The organism is Burkholderia diffusa, assembly GCF_902499115.1.
Taxonomy (GTDB): domain Bacteria; phylum Pseudomonadota; class Gammaproteobacteria; order Burkholderiales; family Burkholderiaceae; genus Burkholderia; species Burkholderia diffusa.
In genome coordinates this window covers 1-20101 of sequence record NZ_CABVPN010000021.1, presented here as the reverse complement: position 1 = coordinate 20101, position 20101 = coordinate 1, and the positions used below count along the sequence as shown (strand labels likewise).

Genomic DNA, 20101 nt, shown 5'->3' with positions numbered 1-20101 from the left:
GCGCAGCGCAGGAGAAGCGGTTGGAATCGCGCAGCACGCGTCATGGGCGAAGCGCGAACGCTTGAGATTTGAACGCGTGCCGGGCAGGGCGGGTTACGTGCTTGCGCTGTCGTCGCGATATCCGCTCTTGCCGTCGAAGATTTCCTTGAGCGCGGCACGCAGCACGACCGGATCGTGCTCGCCGGGCGCGAGATGAATCACGTAATGCGTGTTGCCGTCGAGACGCGCGGCGGTGCGCTCATCGAGCTCGACTTCGATCGTGTCGCCCGTGAGGCGCACCGTCAGATCCTTCACGTGCGCGGTAAGCTGGTCGAGCACCATCACCTCGATCGACGTTTCGTCCGGAAAGCGCAGCAGCGAGAAGCAATAGTTCTGCGCCGCGTCGTGGCAATAGATGTTCGCGCAACTTTCGTCGTCGTCGATGTCGGACGTTGCCGCGCCGACGGTGGCATGTAGTTCCATGATGTTTCTCTCGATGAGGGGTTATCGGGGCAGCGCGGCTTCCGCTTCAACCTCGCAGTGCGCATCGCGCGCCTTCAGCCACAACCCGAACTCGCGCATGACGTCGACGACGGGCCGCAGCCGGTCACCGTCCGCGGTCAGATCGTACTCGACGCGCACCGGCACTTCCGGATACACGGTGCGCCGCACGAAGCCGGCGTCCTCGAGCGCGCGCAGATCGAGCGTCAGCATGCGCTGCGAGATGCCCGGCATGTCGCGGCGCAGGTCGCCGAAGCGCTTCGGCCCGTCGAGCAGATACGACACGAGCAGCAGCCGCCAGCGGCCGCCGAGCAGGCGCATCGCTTCTTCCACGGAACATCCTGTCGCACTCGTTTTCATCCTGCTGAACCCCGGTAGGTAACTTTTTTGTGACTACGGCACAAACGACTGCCTTCTTCTCAGCGCTGCGCCGATGCGAGATATTAGCGCCCGCGTCGCGGCGAATCGAGAGTCGAACCACCCAACCAAGGAAACACATGAAGCTCTATCACGCTCCCGGCAGCTGCTCGCAGGCGATTCGCATCGTGCTGCGCGAAGCGGGCATCGACGCGAAGATCGTCACGGTCGACGCGCGCAAGCACCGGATCGAAGACGGTCGCGATTATTACGACGTCAACGAACTCGGCTACGTGCCGCTGCTCGAACTCGACGACGGCACGATGCTGCGCGAAGGACCGGTGATCGCGCAGTATCTCGCCGACCTGCGCCCCGACGCGGGGCTCGCACCCGCGTACGGCACCCTCGCGCGCTACCGGCTGATGGAATGGCTGAACTTTCTCGGCACCGAGATCCACAAGGGCTTCATCCCGCTGCTGTACGCGGTGCAGGCGGGGAAATACGTCGACCCGGCGCGGCAGAAGCTCGACAGCCGCTTCGCATGGATCGACCGCCAGCTCTACGGCAAGACCTTCATCACGGGCGACACGTTCACGATCGGCGATGCGTACCTGTTCGCGCTGACGGGTTGGGGCAAGGCTGACTGGATGCGTTCGGTGTACAACGCCGACATCGACTTGAGCCGGTACACGAACCTGCGCGCGTGGTACGAGCGGGTGCGCGCGCGGCCGGCCGTGCAGCAGGTGCTGCAGGCCGACGCCCGGCCCGATGTGTCGTGATTGAAGCGCGTCGCGCGTTCAGCGCGTCAGCGTCACGAACAGATAGCCGACATACCCGGCCCCGTTTGCCAGCAACGCCCAGATCGCGAGCCCGCGCGCGCGGGCATTGACGCGCAGCCACACCGCCGCCGCGAGCGTGATGATCACGCCGGTCAGCACTTCGGGGCGCGGTTCCCACGGCGTCAGCATGATGCCGATCGCCGGCAGCAGCGTGCCCTGGAACACCATCGCGCCGGTGATGTTGCCGAACGCGAGCGTGTCCTTCTTGCGGCGGATCCACAGCACGCTGTTGACCTTTTCCGGCAATTCCGTCGCGATCGGCACGATGATCAGCGACAGCAGCAGCGCGGAGATGCCGAGCAGGTGCGACACCCCCTCGACGCCGTGAATGAAGCCCTTCGCCCCGCCGACGAGCAGCGCGACACCGAGCGCGAGTTGCAGCGCGATGGTCGCCAGGTTGGTCGGCAGCCCGACGCGCGACAGGAACATCGCGTGCGGCGCCTCGGTGCCGTGCCCGGCATCGACGAGTTGCGTCGACGCGCGGAACGTCATCAGGACGTACGTCACGTAGATGCCGACCAGCATCGCGGCGAGCAGCGCACGGACCGCCCACACGTGATGCGGAACGAACATCGCGATGGTGGCGAGTGCGAATGCGGCGATGAAGTAGTTCAGGTCGCGCACGAAGCCGGTGCGCTCGGGCGCGATCGTGCCGGTCAGTCCGCGTGAGCGGATCACGGCGATCGTCATCAGGAAGGTCGTCAGCGTCGCGAGCATCAGCGGCGCGCCGAGAATCGCGCCGACGCCGATTTCCTCGTTCACGGCCGCGTTCGACGTGCCGCCCGCGAGCGCGAGCAGCGGCACCATCGTTTCGGGAAGCGCGGTGCCGACGGCGGCGAACAGCGAGCCGGTCACACCTTCCGAAATCTTCAGCCGCTCGCCGAGATGTTCGAGCGCATTCGTGAAGAGTTCGGCGGCGATCAGGATGACGATCAGCATGACCGCCAGTTCGACGAGCATCAACGTCATGCGGCACCTCCGCAGGCAGGCACGCAGGCAGTGGCGGAACGGACGCGGCGAACGAAACGCAGGGGGAAGTCTGGAAGGAACATGGGGACTCCGTGGTCGGACGTGGACGAACCATGACGCATCTGCCGACGTCCGACCAGGAACGACGCGATGCGTCGATGGTCTCGCCAGACCGATTAGGCCGAACGCGCCACGGCCGCAGGCCGAGTGTGTTGACGCGTTCGCTTTCCGGGGGATGGAAAGCAGGCTACTCCCCAAAGACGAAGGGCAGTCTAGCCGAGCTGGCCGCTTTCGGCAAGCGCGTGCGGCCATATCCATTCATGCGTGCGGTCAAGCCGTCTTGTGACGGATGCCCATGCAGTATCGGGAAGCAATCGGCATGCTCGCGCGGCGGCGTCATCCGCGTGTCACGAAACGCGGGCCGGGAAGTGAAGCGCGAAGGTCGTCCGTCCGTCGCGGCTCACGACCTCGACCTTGCCGCGATGCAGCTCGACGATCGACTTGACGATCGCGAGCCCGAGCCCGGTGTTGCGCGCCGCGCCGTGCCGCGACGAATCGATCCGGTAGAAGCGCTCGAAGATCCGCTCGATCTGTTCGGGCGCAATCGCGACGCCGCGGTTCGTGACCTCGACGACCGCGTAGCCGGGCCGGGGCGATACGGCCAGCTCGATCGTCGATCCGGCTTCCGCGTGTTCGAGCGCGTTCGAGACGAGGTTGCTGACGGCGCGCCGGAACAGTGTCGCGTCCGCGACGACCGGCGCTGCGCCGTGTACGTCGAGGCGCACGCCGGCCTCGTCGGCCAGCGCCTGGAAATACGACGCGAGCCGGCGCAGCTCGTTGCCGGCGTCGAGTTCGGCGGTCTTCAGGTGCTGCCGCGCATTGTCCGTGCGCGCGAGAAACAGCATGTTCTCGATCATCCGCTGCAGCCGTTCGCATTCCTCGATGTTCGAATCGATCAGCGCTTCGTATTCCTCGGTGGTGCGGGCACGCGACAGCGTGACCTGCGACGCGCTGATCACGTTCGCGAGCGGCGTGCGCATGTCGTGCGCGAGATCGGACGAGAACTGGGACAGCCGCACGAACGCGCGCTCGAGCCGGTCGAGCATCCGGTTGACGGACGTGGCGAGCTCGCGCAGCTCGATCGGGCCGCCGCGCGCATCGAGGCGCGCGGCCAGGTTGTGCGCCTCGATGCGCGACGTCTGCCGGCCGAGGCTCTCGACCGGACGCAGACCGCGGGACGCGACCGCGTAGCCGAGCGCGCCGACCAGGAGCGCGCCGAGCGCGGCCGCGAGCCAGATGTCGACGCGATAGCTTTCCAGCAGCGACTGGCGATCCGCCGCCGTGCGCGCCAGCGCAACCTGAATGGTTTCGCCCGACGGCAGCGTGGCGCGCGCACGGACGCAGCGCGACGTGCCGATGCCGGGCGGCGAGCACGTGAATGGGCTGGCCGCCGCGCCCGCTGCACCGGCCGGCTGCGGCCGCGCGATCACCGACGCGAGCGTATGGCCGGCTTCGTCGGTGTGTTCGACGAGCGGGCGGTTCGCGCCGTCGTAGATGCCGAGATAGACGCCCGGATGCGACAGCAGCACTTCATGGAAAACGGCCGGATCGGCGCGCACGGCGGCGGTCGAACCGCTCGCCCGCGCGAGCTGCAGGAACTGGTTGAGCTTGCCGGCGATCTCGATATCGTCGCGCCGGGTCAACTCGGCGGACAGCGAGCGATACAGGTACGCGCCGGTCAGCGCGAACACGAGCGCGGCCACGACCGCGAACGCGAGCGTCAGGCGCCGGAGCAGCGAATAGGGCGCGGGGCCGCCTTTCATGCGCGATCCTCGAGCACGTAGCCCATCCCGCGGATCGTGTGGATCAGCTTCTTCTCGTACGCGTTGTCGATCTTCGCGCGCAGGCGCTTGATCGCCGCATCGACGACGTTCGTGTCGCTGTCGAAATTCATGTCCCAGATCTGCGACGTGATGAAGGTGCGCGTCAACACCTCGCCCTCGCGTTCCGCGAGCAGCTGCAGCAGAGCGAACTCCTGCGCGGTCAGGTCGATGCGGGCGTCGGCGCGCCGCACGCGGCGCTTGATCAGGTCGACTTCGAGATCGGCGATGTGCAGGATCTCTCGGGAATTGCGCGGCACGCGCCGCAGCAGCGAACGGATGCGGGCAAGGAACTCCGCGTACGCGAACGGTTTGAGCAGGTAGTCGTCGGCACCCAGTTCGAGCCCCGTGACCTTGTCCTCGATCGCTTCCCGGGCCGTCAGCAGCAGCACCGGCGTCTGCTTCTGCGCGCGCAGCCGCCGGAGCACCTCGAAGCCGTCCAGTTCCGGCAGCATCACGTCGAGCACGACGAGATCGAAATCCTCGTGCAGCGCGAGGAACAGCCCGTCCTGGCCGTTCTCGGCCACGTCGACCGTGTAGCTTGCCTCCGTCAGCCCCTTGCGGAGGTACGACGCCATCTTGGGTTCGTCTTCGACTATCAGTATCCGCATGGTGGAGCAGGCGTTCGTGATTCCAGCCGGTCAGTGTAACGCGTGAGCTTACGGCGCAGCGCGTGCGCGAAAGATGACCGCCGGATGACGGAATTTTCATGAAGCGCGCGTGCGATGCGTCGCCGTACTTCATGAAAATTCCGTCATGTTTCGGCCATGTCGTCGTCACGCCGGCGGCGATAAGCTGCGGCCGTCTCGTATCCGGCGCGCGTCGTCGCGGCGCCGCTCCCGTTCATCCGGTCACCGTCTGCCTGATTCCGCATCCATGTCGTATTGGCGCAAATTCATCCTCGTTGTGCTGCTGGCGCTGTGCGTGCCGATCCAGTCGTTCGCGACCGTGTCGACGCAGTGCGCGGGTGCCGCCGCGTCGCATGCGGGGGCCGGCGCGGAGGCCCAGGCTGCGTCGCATGCGATGCCGAGCGCGCACGGCGAGCGGCATGAGCACGACGACCACGCACGGCACGGGGCGCCTTGTTCCGCCTGCGGGTCCTGCTGTTTCGGCTCGGGCATGGCGGAGGTGCCTGCCGTGTCCGTTACGTCGGACGTCGGCCTCGCGGTCGTCACGTTCGCGCCGTCGACGGTCGTCGTGTCGTTCTTGACCGGCGGCATCGACCGGCCGCCGCGCCGGATTCCCGTCTAGTCCGTGTCCGCGGCCGACCGGCCGCGATCCGCAAACCGTGCCGGCGAACGCTCGACATCCGCCGCACGACTCACGACGAGAAACATCCATGCGATTGATTACTGCGGCGCTGCTTGGCGCGGCGGCGCTCGTGCCGTCGCTCGCGCCCGCGCAAACCGCCTTTCCCGATCCGGCCGACGCGGCTGCGCCGGTGCCGGACGTCACGGTGACGTCCGCGTTCGACGGCTACGTGCCGTATCGGGACGACGCAGGCCCGGGCTGGAAGCAACTGAACCGGGACGTGACGGCGCGGCCCGCGAAGGGCGGCGCCACCGGACACGCGAAACCCGAAAATGCGGCAGCCGGCGCGGCCCATTCGATGCACGGAGGGGCCGCGCAATGACGAGACTTGCGATTTCACCGCGGTTCGGCGCAACCGTGCTCGTGCTGGCATTCCTCGCCGGCTGCACGACATTCTCGAAGGACGGCGGCTTCGACGCCGTGTCGTCCGTCGCATCGGAGCGCATCGGGAAGGTCGCCGTCATCGTCAGGACCGACGCCGACCGTGCGGCCGTCGACAAGCGGACGACGGAACTGCTCGAGAAACCGCTGTCGATGGACGACGCGGTGCAGCTCGCGCTGCTGAACAACCGTGGCCTGCAGGCGTCGTACGCGGAACTCGGGCTGTCGGAGGCCGATCTCGTGCAGGCAGGCCGGCTGCCGAACCCGCGCTTCTCGTTCAGCCGCACGCGGGCCGGTGACGGCGAACTGAGCCTCGGCCGCACGTTCTCGGCCAACGTGTTCGCGCTGCTGACGCTGCCGCTCGCGACGAACATCGAACGCCGCCGTTTCGAGCAGACTCGGCTCGAAACCGCCGACGCGATGCTGGGGGTCGCGGCCGACGCGCGCCGCGCATATGTCGAAGCCGTCGCGGCCGAACAGGCCGCGAATTATGCGCAGCAGGTCCGCGACGCCGCGAGCGCCGGAGCCGAACTCGCGCTGCGCATGCGCCAGGCCGGCAACTTCAGCCGGCTCGACTACGCGCGCGAACAGGCGTTCCATGCGGATGCTGTCGCGCAGCAGGCGAAGGCGCGGCAGCAGGCCGTGGCCGCGCGCGAGAAGCTCACGCGCGCGATGGGGCTGTGGGGCGAGCGCACGCGGTATGCGCTGCCCGAGCGCTTGCCCGACCTGCCGAAGGCACGCCCCGATCTGCCCGATCTCGAACGCTATGCGATGAGCAATCGCCTCGACATCCAGGCCGCGAAGCTGCAGACGCGGGGCGTCGCGTCGTCGCTCGGGCTCAGCAAGGCGACGCGCTTCGTCAACGCGGTCGATCTCGGCTACGTGAACAACTACGAGACCTCCAAGGGGCACGAGCACGGCTACGAGATCAGCGTCGAGATTCCGCTGTTCGACTGGGGCGGCGCGAAGGTGGCGCGGGCCGAGGCCGTCTACATGCAGTCGGCGAACCGGCTCGCTCAGACGGCGATCGACGCGCGCTCGGAAGTGCGCGAATCGTACGCGGCATACACGACGAGCTACGACGTCGCGAAGCACTATCGCGACGAAGTCGTGCCGCTGCGCAAGACGATCTCGGACGAGTTGCTGCTGCGCTACAACGGGATGCTCGCGAGCGTGTTCGAGCTGCTGGCCGATGCGCGCGAACAGGTGGGCGCGGTCAACGGCTACATCGATGCGCTGAAGGACTACTGGCTCGCCGAAACCGATCTGCAGGCGGCCGTCGGCGGCCGGCTGCCGACCGCGCAGCCGATGCAGCCGATTCAGCCGATGCAGCCAACGCAGCCAACGCAGCGTGCGGACGCGCCCGTCGCACCCACGACCGACGCTGCACCGCAGCCGGCTTCTTCACCCGTGGCGCAACCGGCGCCCGCAACGCATCCGGAAGGTCATTGACATGGTGTCCCGTCGACAATTTCTCAGCGGCTCGGGCGCCGCGTTGCTCGGTGCGGCGATGGTCAGCAAGGCCGGCGCGGCGTCGCTGCCCGAAGCGCCCACGATGGCGAAGGCCGGCACGCAGCCGCCGCTCGTGCCGCCCAACGGCCGCCCGTACACGCCTGTCGCGACGCTGAACGGCTGGACACTGCCGTGGCGAATGAAGAACGGCTGGAAGGAATTCCACCTGACGGCCGAGCCCGTCGTGCGCGAGATGGCGCCCGGGATGAACGCGAACCTGTGGGGCTACAACGGCCAGTCGCCAGGCCCGACGATCGAGGCCGTCGAAGGCGACAAGGTCCGGATCTTCGTGACGAACCGGCTGCCCGAGCACACGACGATCCACTGGCACGGGCTGCGGCTGCCCAACGGGATGGATGGTGTCGGGGGCCTCACGCAGCCGCACATTCCGCCGGGCAAGACCTTCGTCTACGAGTTCCAGCTGGAGGCGCACGGCACGTTCATGTATCACCCGCATGCCGACGAAATGGTGCAGATGGCGATGGGGATGATGGGCATGTTCATCGTGCACCCGAAGGATCGCGCGACGATGCCGGTCGATCGCGACTTCGTCTTTCTGCTCGCCGCGTACGACATCGATCCGGGCAGCTACACACCGCGCGTGAACGAGATGACGGACTTCAACATGTGGACGTTCAACTCGCGCGTGTTCCCGGGCATCGACCCGCTGCCGGTGCGGGCGGGCGACCGCGTGCGGATTCGTTTCGGCAACCTGACGATGACGAACCATCCGATCCACCTGCACGGCTACAGCTTCGAGGTGGCCGGTACCGACGGCGGCTGGATTCCGCCGGCGGCGCGCTGGCCGGAGGTGACGGCGGATGTCGCCGTCGGCCAGATGCGCGCGATCGAGTTCACCGCCGATCGCCCGGGCGACTGGGCGTTCCATTGCCACAAGTCGCATCACACGATGAATGCGATGGGGCATCAGGTGCCGAACCTGATCGGCGTGCCGCAGAAGGACCTCGCGAAGAAGATCGGCAAGCTCGTGCCCGACTACATGGCGATGGGGAGCACGGGCGGCGCGATGGGCGGCATGGAAATGCCGCTGCCCGACAACACGCTGCCGATGATGACGGGCACCGGCCCGTTCGGGCCGCTGGAGATGGGCGGCATGTTCACGGTGCTGAAGGTCCGGCAGGGGCTCGGCCGCAACGACTATCGCGATCCGGGCTGGTTCCGGCATCCGAAGGGCACCGTCGCGTACGAATACACCGGCGAATTGCCGGACGGTTGAGCCGCGGGCAGCATGCGGCGGCCGTGACGATGCGGCCGCCGGTTTTCGTTTCATTCACTCAGGAGCACGCACGATGAAGAAGGAACTGGTTTCGATTGCAACGGGTTGCATGCTGGCGTTTTCCGCCGCGTCGTACGCGGCCGGCGACATGGCCGGCATGGATATGAGCGGCGGCGCGATGCAGGGCACCGCCGCAAAGCGCGAGATGTCGCACGGCGAGATTCGCAAGATCGACACGGGCACGGGCAAGCTGACGATCAAGCACGGCCCGCTGGACAACCTCGGGATGGACGCGATGACGATGGCGTTCAAGGTGAAAGACCCGGCGATGCTGTCGCAGGTGAAGGTGGGCGACCAGGTCGACTTCGTCGCCGAGGACGTGGGCGGCACGTTGACCGTCGTCGAGCTGAAGAAGCCGTGACGCCGGGCATGACCATGAAGATCACCACGCTCGGGCGGCTGGCCGCCCTCGCCGCGGCCGGCGCGATCGCCGCCGCCGTGCCGGCCGCGGCATTCGCGCACGGCAAGCTGGAAAGCGCCGCACCGGCGACGGGCAGCGCGGTCGACACCGCGCCCGACACGTTGCGGCTGACGTTCAACGAAGACCTCGAACCGGCGTTCAGCTCGGTGAAGGTGTCGGACGCGAACGGCAATGCCGTCGCGCACGAAAAGGCGAAAGTCGATGCGTCGAATCCGCGCGTGATGACCGTCGGGATACCGAAGCTTGGGCCCGGTGCGTACACGGTGCAGTGGGTGGCGATGACGGCCGACGCGCATCGCACCAAGGGCACCTATGCGTTCAGGGTGAAGGGGTGAACGAGGGCCTCGTCGGCCTTCTGAGGCTCGTGTCGGTGGCGATCCAGAACACCGGGTTCACCGTCATCGTCGGCGCGCTGCTCGGCAGCCACTGGCTCGCGCGCGGCGAGTCGGCATGGCAGCACGGCATCGCGCGGCGTCTCGTCGCGACGCTGCGCATCGCGTCCATCGTGTCGCTGCTCGCGAGCATCACCGCGTTCTGGGCGCACTGCGCGCTGATGAGCGATGTGTCGATGCGCGACGCCTGGCCGGCCGTCCGCGCGATGCTCGCCGGCACCGGCTTCGGCCACGCGTGGCTGGCCGGCGCGGTGTTCACGGCCGTCGTCGTGCTGCTGTCGTTGCTCCGGCGTGCGAACGACACGCGCTTTCCGTTCGCGATGTGGGCCGCGCTCGCAGGTGTCGCACTCGCGCGCAGCAACGGCGGGCATCCGGTCGACGCGGGCCTGTTCAGCGTGCCGGTGTGGGTCGACTGGCTGCATCTGCTGGCAATCAGCGCGTGGGTCGGGCTCGTGTTCGTGACGGCGTTCGGCGTGATGCCGCGTCTTGCCGGCATGCCCGCGAGCGAACGCACGACCGGCGCATCGTTCGTGCAGTCGCTGTCCGATGCGTCGACGTACGCGTTGATCGTGCTGTTCGCGACCGGCGCTTACAACGGCTGGCGCGGTGTCGATACGCCCGCGAACCTGCTCGGGTCGACGTACGGGCAGATCCTGCTGTTCAAGCTCGCGCTCGTGCTGATCGCGACGGCGCTCGGCGGACACAACCGGTTCTTCGAGATGCCGAAGTTGCTGGCCGCGCTGAAGGACCCGGCGGCCGCGACGCCGGCCGACCTGTTGCGACGGTTCGGCGCGGTGTTGCGGATCGAGGCGGTTGTGCTGGCCGGCGCGCTGATGGTGGCCGCCGTGCTCGTGTCGAGCGCGTTGCCGGGGACGGTTTAGCGCCACGGCCGGCAGGCGAAGCCGGTATCGGGAAATCGTCGGAACAGCGGCGGTTTTGATCGGAGGACTTCGCGCTTTCCGACCGTGAGCGCGATGTCGGATTATTACATCCATCTATCTTCTGGTTACTAACAACTGTCATCGAGCGCCGCTAAGCTTTCGCCATCCTCACAACCGGGATTCCCCGTCATGCGCTCGACAATCCGCCTGTTTGCCCCGCTATTGCTGCTGCCCACGCTTGCCGCACCGGTCTTCGCCGTCACCGCCGCTCCCGTCAGTCCGAACTGCGGCGGCAGCACGACGCCGATCGCCGACATCCAGGGGCCCGGCGCGCCGTCGCCGCTCGCCGGCCAGAACGTGTCGATCGAAGCGGTCGTCACCGCCGATTTCGGCGGCACGGACGGCTTCGGCGGCTTCTTCGTCCAGCAGGCCGACGCGCAGCGCCGCAACCAGCCGGGCGTCTCCGAAGGCCTGTTCGTCTATGCGCCGAAAGTGCGCGCGAAGGCCGGCGATCTCGTGCACGTGACCGGCAAGATCGAGGAAAAATACGGGCAGACGCAGCTCACGCTGTCGGGCGCGATCGCGGTGTGCGCGAACAACCAGACGGTCACGCCGGCGACGCTCTCGCTGCCGGTCGACAACCCGAACGCATTCGCCGCATATGAAGGGATGCGCGTGCGCCTGCCACAGACGCTCACCGTCACCGAAAATTACGAACTCGGCCGCTACGGCAGCGTGTTGCTGAGCAACGGCCGCCTGCGCACACCGACGAGCGTGGTGCCGCCGTCGCAGGCGCAGACGCAGATCGATGCAAACGCACGCAACCGGCTGGTCCTCGACGACGGCTCGAACAAGCAGAACCCGGCGACCGTGCCGTATCCGGCGCCGGAACTGTCGGCCGCGAACACGTTGCGCTCGGGCTACACCGTGCGCGACGTCGAAGGCGTGCTCGAGGTGCGCTACGGCGCATGGCGCGTGCAGCCGCTGCCCGGCGCGGCCGCGCCTGCTTTCGACACGCGTTCGAACCCGCGCACCAACGCACCGGCGCGCGATCCGAAATCGAACCTGCGCGTCGCGTCGTTCAACGTCCTCAACTACTTCAACGGCAACGGTCTCGGCGGCGGCTTCGATGATCCGAACAACCGCGGCGCGAAGAACTACCAGGAATTCCAGCGCCAGGAAGCGAAGATCGTCAGCGCGCTGAAGGCGCTCGACGCCGACGTGATCGGCCTGATGGAAATCCAGAACAACGGCTACGGCGAACTGAGCGCGGTGCGTCAGCTCGCGGCGAAGCTCGGCAGCAACTGGCGCGTCGTCGATCCGGGCACGTCGCGCCTCGGCGGCGACGCGATCACGGTCGCGATGATTTACGACAGCCGCGCGGTCGAACCCGTCGGCCGCGCGTCGACGCTGGCGATCGACGACAAGAACCGCCAGCCGCTCGCGCAGTCGTTCCGCCGGATCGGCGGCAAGCAGGCGTTGACGATCGCGGTCAATCACCTGAAGTCGAAGAACTGCCCGGACGCCGCGAACGACGACCTCGACCAGGGCGACGGCCAGGGCTGCTGGAATCCGACGCGCACGCGCGCGGCCGCGAAGCTGGCCGACTGGCTCGCCGGCAACCCGACGGGCGTCGCAGGGCAGGGCACGCTGCTGATCGGCGACTTCAACAGCTACACGTATGAAGACCCGATCCGCCTGCTCGAATCGCGCGGCTACCGCAACCTCGTGTCGCGCTGGATCGGCGCCAATGCGTACAGCTACGTGTACAACGGCGAAGCCGGCTACCTCGATCATGCGCTCGCGTCGCTGCCGCTCGCATCGCACGTGAAGGCCGTGCACGAATGGCACATCAACGCGGACGAGCCGCTCGCGCTGCAGTACACGCTCGCGTACAAGTCGGCCGAGCAGCAGAAGACGTTCTACGCGCCGGATGCGTATCGTTCATCGGACCACGATCCGGTGCTGATCGATATCGCGTTGCCGGGCAACGGGCGCTGATCGCTGACTCGCGTGTCTGAAGTACGGCGTGCGACGTTGCCGCACGCCGTCGCGCGGGCGGTGCTTGTGCCGCTCGCGCTGCCTCTCTCCCCCTCGGCCGTCACGTGCCCGATTCGCGATCGCTGTCATGCGATCCGGAATGCGTGGCGCGAATGACGGCTTCTTCATTGCGAATGCCTTCGCATTACGCATCAATGCCGCTTGGCGCACTCCGCGGTTTAATTCCAATGCCGGGTAAATAATTCCATGGCGTGTCCGGGAGATAATCGGAATCGGTATTTTTTGGACAATGCCGATTTTTATTCATTGAATCGCGCCAATCGATTCGGGATAATTAAAATGAAAGAAAAATCCTGTCGCTTTGAAGGGCGTCCATGCGCAATGCGAAGTCTGGAAGCGTTGCCCAACGTGCGGAAACGCAGCCGCATTCCAATAAAAACGACTCATATAACAAGCCGGGTGCGAACAATCGTGTTTTCTTTCAAATGCCAGACACTGATCGCCGTTTGCATCATAAGAGATTTTTTAATATCGGAATGATCTTTGACAACGCAGCGCAGCACCACCTATTTTTGTGATGTCGTAAATTTTGGTCATACGATAAGTCGTTGAAACTGCAAAGGGGGCGGCGTTACCCGCATCATTCTCCGCCAGCAGTTTGCTGTGTCTGTATCAAGTTCAGTCTCTCGAAGAAATCCAGTCCCCAACCGCCGTCTGCCGACCGTGCAACGCGAGTGGCGGGTATGCCTGCGCGTTTTTCGCCGGCGATGGCGGCCCGTGTGAAGCGGTATCCGACCCAAGGACAGAGATGAAACCAGACAGGAGCAGTACCGGCAGCCGCCGCGCGCGTCGCGGCTGGCTGGCCGGGCTAGGCGCATTGACCGTCGTGACGCTCGTGCTCGCGGGCTGCGGCGGCGACGATTCGTCGTCGGTCGGCGCGTCGAGCCTCGCGCAGGCCACCGCCAGCCAGCAGGCCAGCGCGCAAGCGGCGGCCGACAGCCAGTCGCCGGCGGCGAACCAGCCTTACGTCGACCCCGTCGCCTATTCGATGAACGCGACCGACGGCCTTGCGGCCGCGCAGGTCTCGGAGAAGGCGGCGGTGATGCATTACCAGTGGAAATCCGGCGGCACGACGGTCAGCTACACGACGACCACGGGCCACCTGACCGCGCAGGACGCGAACGGCAACGCGGAAGCGTCGATGTCATACGTCGCGTACACCGCGCCGAGCACGAACGGCAAGCCGCGCCCCGTCACGTTCGTCTATAACGGCGGCCCCGGATCGTCGTCGATCTGGCTGCGCCTCGGCTCCTTCGCGCCGACGCGCGTCGCCACGCCCGATCCGCTGTTCGGCAACAACTGGCCGAACTATCCGCTCGTCGACAACGCGGAAAGCCTGATCGACACGACCGACCTCGTGTTCATCGACCCGCCGGGAACCGGGCTGTCGGAAGCCGTGCTGCCGAACACCAACCAGAAGTACTGGGGTTCGGACGCGGACGTCAACATCATGCGCGACTTCATCCAGCGCTACCTGAACGTCAACAGCCGCGGCACGTCGCCGATCTACCTGTACGGCGAGTCATACGGCACGCCGCGTACCGACATGCTCGCGCTGGCGCTCGAATCGGCCGGCGTGCACCTGACCGGGATCGTGCTGCAGTCGTCGATCCTGAACTACTTCGCCGATGCGGTGGAAGCGGTGGCGATCACGCAGTCGACCGAAGGGCTGCTGCTCGAGACCGATACCGTGGCCGGCTACCTGCCCGGCTATGCAGCGGTAGCGGCGTACTTCAACCAGGTGTCGCCGGCGCCGGTCAACCCGTATCTGTATGCACTGCAGACCGAGTTGTTCACGACGCTGATCTACAACCAGTTGCAGCAGTATTCGCAGTCGTGGGTGCTGAGCCAGCTCGGCATTCCGGATGCGCTCGGCACGCCGGTGTTCCCGAGCGATGCGACGCTGAAGCTGTGGTCGCTGCCGTCGAGCCTCACGCAGCAGGCGCTGCGCGGCTACTTCAACGCGAATCCGTTCGGCACGAGCCTGCTGCCCGGCACGACGATCGGCCGCTACGACGGACGTGTGTCGTTGCCGAACTCGGATCCGCGACTGCAAGCGGACGGCGATCCGTCGGACATCCTGATCTCGCAGCCGTTCACGAACGCGCTCGCGACGCAGATGCCCGACTACCTCGGCTACACCGCGCCGAACGCGACTTACCTGCCACTGAACGACAACATCATCCAGGTGTGGGACTTCTCGCATGACGGCCAGCCGATGCCCGACTCGATCCCCGATCTGCTCGGCGCGCTGCAGCTCAATCCGAAGCTCCGGGTGCTCGCGGAAAACGGCCTTCACGATCTGGCGACGCCGTTCTTCAACACCGAGAAGCAACTAGCGCGGCTGCAGACCGTGAAGGGCCTGAACCCGAAGCTGCAGGTGAACTTCTTCCAGGGCGGGCACATGACGTATCTGGATGACGTGGCCCGTCCGCAGATGAAGCGCGACCTGAAGATCTTCTATCAAGGCAGGCGGATTCCGACGGCGCTGACGCTGCGCACGCTGCCGCCGCCGTGGCCGGACGAGAACCCGGCCGGCACGCCGACCGGCAGCGTGCCGGGCGCGACGGCCGCGACGACGCTGGCGGTGGCACCATAAACGACGGACTCCTTGCGAAAAGGAACCCTCTATTCATCCATTGAATGCGAGTGATCATGTCCCTAATCAACTTGATGCGGCGTATGTCTGCGTCGATCGTCCTCGGTGCCGTGATGAGCAGCGCCCATGCACTGCCGCCGCAGGCGGTGGCCCCTGTGAAGCTGCCGCACGGCGGGCACGGTGTCGACGGTCCGTTCTTTCCTTCGACCCGCGTGGCGCCGGTATTGCCGTCGACCGGCGCGACGCTGCAGCAGCAGGCGCAGCGGCGCGTCGACGCCCGGCTCGGCGGCAACACGGTGCTGAGCAACGGCGCGGCGGTGACGAAAGCGCAGGCGCAGAGCAGCGGGCTGGGCTTCGTCGCGAAGCACTTCGACGAGATCGATGCGAAACACACCGGTCGCGTGACGATGAGCGATGTGCGGCAGTTCATCCAGCAGCGGCAGGTGCAGGCGGAGCAGGAACAGCAGGAGTGACGGTGTAGCGAGGTCGTGCGCAGGGTGGTGGCCGGTGCCGGCCGCTCCCTGCTGAGGCGGCCTGCTTTCAGCCCGCCGCGGCGCAAGTCCGGCCGCGGCTTTCTTCATGGAAGCTCAGTTCATGCGCAGGCAACGCGAAGCCGCGTCACGTATCACGTGATCGATGTTCAGCTTCCCGGTGCGCGTAACGCCGCGCCGTCGCCGACGGCAACTCGCCGAACATCGCGCGGTAGTCCTGCGCAAAGCTGCTCAGGTGCCAGAAGCCCCACTTCGTCGCGGCCGACGTCACGGACCCGCCGAGCCGCAGCTCGCGGCGAACGTGATTCAGCCGGACGGCGCGCAGATAGGCGATCGGATTCAGGTTGAGCGTGTCGTTGAACGCGTATTGCGCGGTACGCCGGCTGATGCCGAGCTGCACGCACAGTTCGGCGATCGACAGCGGGCACGTCGACGCATCCTGCAGCCGCTCCTGCACTGCGTTCACGAGCGACCAGTACTTCGTCCGCCGCGTCGCGAGGGCGTCCGCGTCCGGCGCGGGCATCGTCATCGCTTCGGAAATCGCATACAGCACGGTCCGCTCGAGCAGTTCGATCCGCTCCTGCGTCGTCACGTCCTCGATCGGCGTGCTTTTCGCGGCCGCGGCCATCGTGTGGCGCAGCAGGTCGCGCAAGCGGTCCGCGACCTGGGGCGTCATCGGGATCAGCGGCGCGAAGGTACGCGCGCGCAGCGACGCGGCGAGTGTGCGCATCGCCTCCGTCGACAGCTTGTCGGGTTCGATCTCGACGTTCACGAGCACGTGCCGGTCGGGCGAATAGAACTCGAACACGGGCTGGCTCGAGAACACATGCAGGCTGTCGCGCCCGCTCTTCTCGCCGCACATGCGTGCATGGCCTTCGAGTTCCAGCGGCACGGCCACCGCGATGCGGTCGGACGGCACCGCGCCCTGCTGCAGGATCACCTTGTCGAGGTCCTCGACCAGGAGCCGGATGCCGCCGAGCGACACGATGGACGACGAGCCATGAAACAGGCCGCCCGAGATCTGCGTGTAGTTGAGATCCCAGCCGTCGAAGATCCGCGCCTGTTCCTCCACGTCGGTGAACGCGCAGAACGCCACCGTTCGCGCAAACGGCGGGGCGCCAGAAAAATCGCTCGGATCGGCGGACGGCGTCATCGGAGTCGGGAAGGGGCGGGCCGGATCGATGCATTGTAGCCGCTGCACGAGCCGGTCAAAAACCCCGATGGCCCGATTCCCCGAAGAAACCCTCGCTTGCCGAAATCCGATAGTGAAAAGCCGGCTGGCGCAATACCTTTGGCACGAACGGAACACAACGCATCGCATCGCGCCGGCGCCGGGAGCATCGCGCTTCGTTGCCGGACGAACCGAACACGGCTGCCGGCGTGGGACCGGCGGCACACTTCTGGAGAGACGTCGATGGAGCTTCCACGTGGCGGATTCTGGCGGAACTGGGTGGGCAATCAGTCGTGCGTTGCCGCGCACATCGCGTCGCCGACCAGCGAGGCGGAGATCGCCGAGCTGGTGCATGCGGCGACGAGCCAGGGCAAGAACGTCCGATGCTCGGGATCGGGACATTCGTTCACGCCGGTCGTCGCGACGAGCGGCCTGTTGCTGTCGCTGAAGGACCACCAGGGCATCGTCGCGGTCGACGAGCAGCGAAAGCGCGTCACGGTGAAGGCCGGCACGCGGATCAACGCGGTGACGCGTCATCTGAAGGACATCGGCTTCTCGCTCGTCAACCAGGGCGACATCGATTCGCAGGCCATTGCCGGTGCGCTCGCAACCGGCACGCACGGCACGGGGGTGACGCTGAGCAATCTGTCGTCGCAGGTCGTCGGGATGCGGATCGTTCGCCCCGACGGCTCGATCATGGAGGTGAGCGACAGGCAGGACCTCGACCTGCTGCATGCGACGCAGGTGAACATCGGCCTGTTCGGCGTGGTGTCGGAGCTGACGCTGCAGGTGACCGACGCGTTCTGGCTGCACGACCGCGTGTGGCGCGAGGACTTCGAGGCGCTGATGGAAAAGTACGACGACCTCGCGGCCACGCACCGGCATTTCGGTTTCTTCTGGTGCCCGACGTCCGAAAGCCGCCACCTGTACTGCCTGCCCGACACCGCGAAGGTGTCGAACTCGAAGAAAGACTACGACGTGTGCGAAATCAAGGTGATGGACGTCACCGACGAACGCACGTTCTTCGAAGGCGAGCACGAGAAGATCGCGTACAGCGCCGAGGTCTATGCGATTCACTACGTCGCGAACTTCCACGAACTCGAATACGCCGTGCCCGCCGAACACGGCAAGGAAGCGCTGCGCCGCGTGCGCGACCTGATCCTCACGAAGCATCGCGACTGCATCTTCCCGGTCGAGTACCGCTTCACGAAGGGCGATCCGGCGTGGATCAGCCCGTTCAACAATCAGGACAGCGTAACCATCTCGTGCTCGGGCGGGCCGAACGGCGTCGACTACTGGCCGTTCCTGAAGGACGTCGACGACATCCTGCGCGATTACGGTTCGCGTCCGCACTGGGGCAAGCTGCACTTCACGAACCGCGATGACGTGGATCGCTGGTTCCCGAAGGCCGAAGCATTCCGCGAACTGCGCCGCAGCGTGGACCCGGAAGGCCGTTTCCTCAACGATCATCTTCGGACGCTGTTCAGCTGAGCGGTCCGAACGAACCAGACTGGAGAGCGACGAATGAATGCCAAGATTGACGGACGCCTGGCCGGCAAGGTCGCCATCGTGAGCGGCGGCGCGGGCGGATGCGGCGGCGCCGCGTCCGAACTGTTCGCCGCGCAGGGCGCGAAGGTGGCGATCATCGACCGCGACGGCGACGCGGCCGAAACGCTCGCGTCGCGGCTGCGCGATGCCGGCTTGCAGGCGATGGGCGTCGGCGCCGACGTGTCGAAGCAGTCGGAGGTGCAGGCGGCGGTCGACGCGGCACGCCGGCAGTATGGCAATGCGGACATCCTGTTCAATCACGCGGGCACGCTGATCGTCAAACCGTTCCTCGACATCGAGGAGTCGGAATGGGACTGGCTGATGGGCGTGAACGTGAAGAGCATGTTCCTGATGACGAAGGCAGTCCTGCCGCAGATGCTGGAACAGGGGCGCGGCAGCATCGTCTGCACGTCGTCGATCTCGGCCGTCTGCGCGACGCCCGGCGAGGTGCTGTATGACGCGACCAAGGGCGCGTGCCACATGTTCGCGCGGGCGATCGCAGTCGAATACCGCGACCGCGGCATCCGCTGCAACGCGCTGGCGCCCGGGTTCATCCGCACGCCGCACGGGATGCGCGAGCTCAAGGATCTGCAGGCGATGGGCGTGGACGCGACCGAAGCGGCTATCGCGGTGCAGCAAGGCCGGCTGTGCGAGCCGTCGGAAGTGGCCGCGGCCGCGCTGTTCCTGGCGTCGGACGAATCGAGCTTCGTCAACGGTACCCATCTGTTCGTCGACAACTGTTTTTCCGCTGTTTAGGCCCCGATATTCGCAGGAGGCCGAAGGGCAGGCACGAATTCTCCAGGAGCGGCAGGTCCCGTCGAAGGTTCCGCAGCGATGCGGGCCTTCGATTTTTTTTGCGGGTTCGCCGCGCGATGCGTCCTAGCGGATTGTCGTAATCCTTCTATCTGAACGAATTTGCGTCTGTTGGAATGGCAATGCCGAATCACCGTTCAGCCGGCATCGCGGGGCGGCATGGTTGATGACGTCATCGAGCGCCGGTCCGGCGCTCGGCTTCGCGGGTCCGGGCAAGTCCGGCATACCAGGGTCAATCCATCACTTTCTTTTGATCAATCATCATGTTCAATCGCACTACCAGCACCGTCGCCAACGTCGATCCGGAACTCTGGACTGCCATTCAGGACGAGAACCGCCGCCAGGAAGAGCACATCGAGCTGATCGCGTCGGAAAACTACACGAGCCCGGCCGTGATGGCCGCACAGGGCTCGCAGCTCACGAACAAGTACGCGGAAGGGTATCCGGGCAAGCGCTACTACGGCGGCTGTGAATACGTCGACGTGGTCGAGCAGCTGGCGATCGACCGCGTGAAGCAGCTGTTCGGCGCGGAAGCGGCGAACGTGCAGCCGAACTCGGGTTCGCAGGCGAACCAGGGCGTGTTCTTCGCGATGCTCAAGCCGGGCGACACGATCATGGGGCTGAGCCTCGCGCACGGCGGCCACCTGACGCACGGCTCGCCGGTGAACATGTCGGGCAAGTGGTTCAACGTCGTGAGC

General features: G+C 66.3%; 19 protein-coding genes, 1 pseudogene and 1 riboswitch. Of the genes and pseudogenes, 14 read left to right on the top strand and 6 right to left on the bottom strand.

Features of this window, described 5'->3' with window-relative positions; genetic code table 11:
* Positions 1 to 93 precede the first annotated feature (93 nt).
* Together BTE28158_RS21220 and BTE28158_RS21215 are read right to left on the bottom strand one after the other, a co-directional pair.
* Positions 94 to 462, bottom strand: coding sequence for a hypothetical protein (locus tag BTE28158_RS21220; protein WP_151049814.1), 369 nt, complete (start codon positions 460 to 462; stop codon positions 94 to 96).
* A 21-nt stretch (positions 463 to 483) separates the two neighbouring features.
* A complete protein-coding gene (locus BTE28158_RS21215) occupies positions 484 to 840 on the bottom strand; it encodes a winged helix-turn-helix transcriptional regulator (RefSeq protein ID WP_151049812.1) in 357 nt (118 codons plus the stop codon).
* Between the two features lie 137 nt (positions 841 to 977).
* Here BTE28158_RS21215 and gstA point away from each other — a divergent pair, with 137 nt between their 5' ends.
* Complete coding sequence (gstA, locus tag BTE28158_RS21210) at positions 978 to 1616, top strand: glutathione transferase GstA (protein ID WP_151049810.1); 639 nt, start codon at positions 978 to 980, stop codon at positions 1614 to 1616.
* 18 nt (positions 1617 to 1634) lie between these two features.
* Here the strand turns inward: gstA and BTE28158_RS21205 are convergent, their stop codons facing one another.
* The 3 genes from BTE28158_RS21205 to BTE28158_RS21195 form a co-directional block, all read right to left on the bottom strand.
* Entirely contained in the window at positions 1635 to 2645 is a 1011-nt protein-coding gene (locus BTE28158_RS21205) for a sodium:calcium antiporter (RefSeq protein WP_059605168.1), read from the bottom strand.
* Between the two features lie 84 nt (positions 2646 to 2729).
* Positions 2730 to 2913: riboswitch (yybP-ykoY riboswitch) on the bottom strand.
* A 139-nt stretch (positions 2914 to 3052) separates the two neighbouring features.
* Complete coding sequence (locus tag BTE28158_RS21200) at positions 3053 to 4468, bottom strand: heavy metal sensor histidine kinase (protein ID WP_151049808.1); 1416 nt, start codon at positions 4466 to 4468, stop codon at positions 3053 to 3055.
* Entirely contained in the window at positions 4465 to 5136 is a 672-nt protein-coding gene (locus tag BTE28158_RS21195) for a heavy metal response regulator transcription factor (protein ID WP_151049806.1), read from the bottom strand. Before BTE28158_RS21195 ends, BTE28158_RS21200 begins: the two co-directional genes overlap by 4 nt.
* A gap of 265 nt (positions 5137 to 5401) precedes the next feature.
* Here BTE28158_RS21195 and BTE28158_RS21190 point away from each other — a divergent pair, with 265 nt between their 5' ends.
* From BTE28158_RS21190 to BTE28158_RS21145, 10 genes are all read left to right on the top strand, one after another.
* Complete coding sequence (locus BTE28158_RS21190) at positions 5402 to 5776, top strand: hypothetical protein (protein WP_059605178.1); 375 nt, start codon at positions 5402 to 5404, stop codon at positions 5774 to 5776.
* A gap of 88 nt (positions 5777 to 5864) precedes the next feature.
* The gene (locus BTE28158_RS21185; protein WP_151049804.1) at positions 5865 to 6158 is read left to right on the top strand and encodes a hypothetical protein; all 294 of its coding nucleotides are present in this window, start codon (positions 5865 to 5867) and stop codon (positions 6156 to 6158) included.
* Entirely contained in the window at positions 6155 to 7669 is a 1515-nt protein-coding gene (locus BTE28158_RS21180) for a TolC family protein (protein WP_151049802.1), read from the top strand. Before BTE28158_RS21185 ends, BTE28158_RS21180 begins: the two co-directional genes overlap by 4 nt.
* A 1-nt stretch (position 7670) precedes the next feature.
* On the top strand, positions 7671 to 8966 hold the full coding sequence (locus BTE28158_RS21175; protein ID WP_059608038.1) for a multicopper oxidase family protein: 1296 nt from the start codon (positions 7671 to 7673) through the stop codon (positions 8964 to 8966).
* Positions 8967 to 9039: 73 nt separating this feature from the next.
* Complete coding sequence (locus BTE28158_RS21170) at positions 9040 to 9387, top strand: copper-binding protein (protein WP_059608039.1); 348 nt, start codon at positions 9040 to 9042, stop codon at positions 9385 to 9387.
* 14 nt (positions 9388 to 9401) lie between these two features.
* On the top strand, positions 9402 to 9782 hold the full coding sequence (gene copC / locus BTE28158_RS21165) for a copper homeostasis periplasmic binding protein CopC (RefSeq protein ID WP_151049826.1): 381 nt from the start codon (positions 9402 to 9404) through the stop codon (positions 9780 to 9782).
* Positions 9779 to 10720 carry a CopD family protein gene (locus BTE28158_RS21160; protein WP_151049800.1) on the top strand — a complete coding sequence of 314 codons (942 nt, stop codon included), beginning with the start codon at positions 9779 to 9781 and terminating at the stop codon, positions 10718 to 10720. The genes copC and BTE28158_RS21160 overlap by 4 nt, the downstream gene beginning before the upstream one ends.
* Positions 10721 to 10909: 189 nt before the next feature.
* A complete protein-coding gene (locus tag BTE28158_RS21155) occupies positions 10910 to 12721 on the top strand; it encodes an ExeM/NucH family extracellular endonuclease (protein WP_151049798.1) in 1812 nt (603 codons plus the stop codon).
* An 808-nt stretch (positions 12722 to 13529) separates the two neighbouring features.
* Positions 13530 to 15380 (top strand): S10 family serine carboxypeptidase-like protein, encoded by a 1851-nt coding sequence (locus BTE28158_RS21150; RefSeq protein WP_151049796.1) that lies wholly within the window; start codon positions 13530 to 13532, stop codon positions 15378 to 15380.
* A 44-nt stretch (positions 15381 to 15424) separates the two neighbouring features.
* Positions 15425 to 15853, top strand: a complete 429-nt coding sequence (locus BTE28158_RS21145) for a 2-oxoglutarate dehydrogenase (RefSeq protein ID WP_151049794.1) — start codon at positions 15425 to 15427, stop codon at positions 15851 to 15853.
* A gap of 145 nt (positions 15854 to 15998) precedes the next feature.
* On the opposite strand, the gene BTE28158_RS21140 is transcribed toward BTE28158_RS21145, so the two are convergent.
* The gene (locus BTE28158_RS21140; protein ID WP_124627581.1) at positions 15999 to 17024 is read right to left on the bottom strand and encodes a helix-turn-helix domain-containing protein; all 1026 of its coding nucleotides are present in this window, start codon (positions 17022 to 17024) and stop codon (positions 15999 to 16001) included.
* 261 nt (positions 17025 to 17285) lie between these two features.
* On the opposite strand from BTE28158_RS21140, the gene BTE28158_RS21135 reads away from it, so the two are divergent.
* The 3 genes and pseudogenes from BTE28158_RS21135 to glyA all read left to right on the top strand — a co-directional run.
* Positions 17286 to 18533: a D-arabinono-1,4-lactone oxidase gene (locus tag BTE28158_RS21135; protein WP_151049792.1), complete on the top strand. Its 1248-nt coding sequence runs from the start codon at positions 17286 to 17288 to the stop codon at positions 18531 to 18533.
* Positions 18534 to 18566: 33 nt separating this feature from the next.
* Positions 18567 to 19346, top strand: a complete 780-nt coding sequence (locus BTE28158_RS21130) for an SDR family NAD(P)-dependent oxidoreductase (RefSeq protein WP_059608046.1) — start codon at positions 18567 to 18569, stop codon at positions 19344 to 19346.
* Positions 19347 to 19666: 320 nt separating this feature from the next.
* Positions 19667 to 20101 (top strand): annotated as a pseudogene (gene glyA, locus BTE28158_RS21125) (serine hydroxymethyltransferase); the annotation flags it as partial.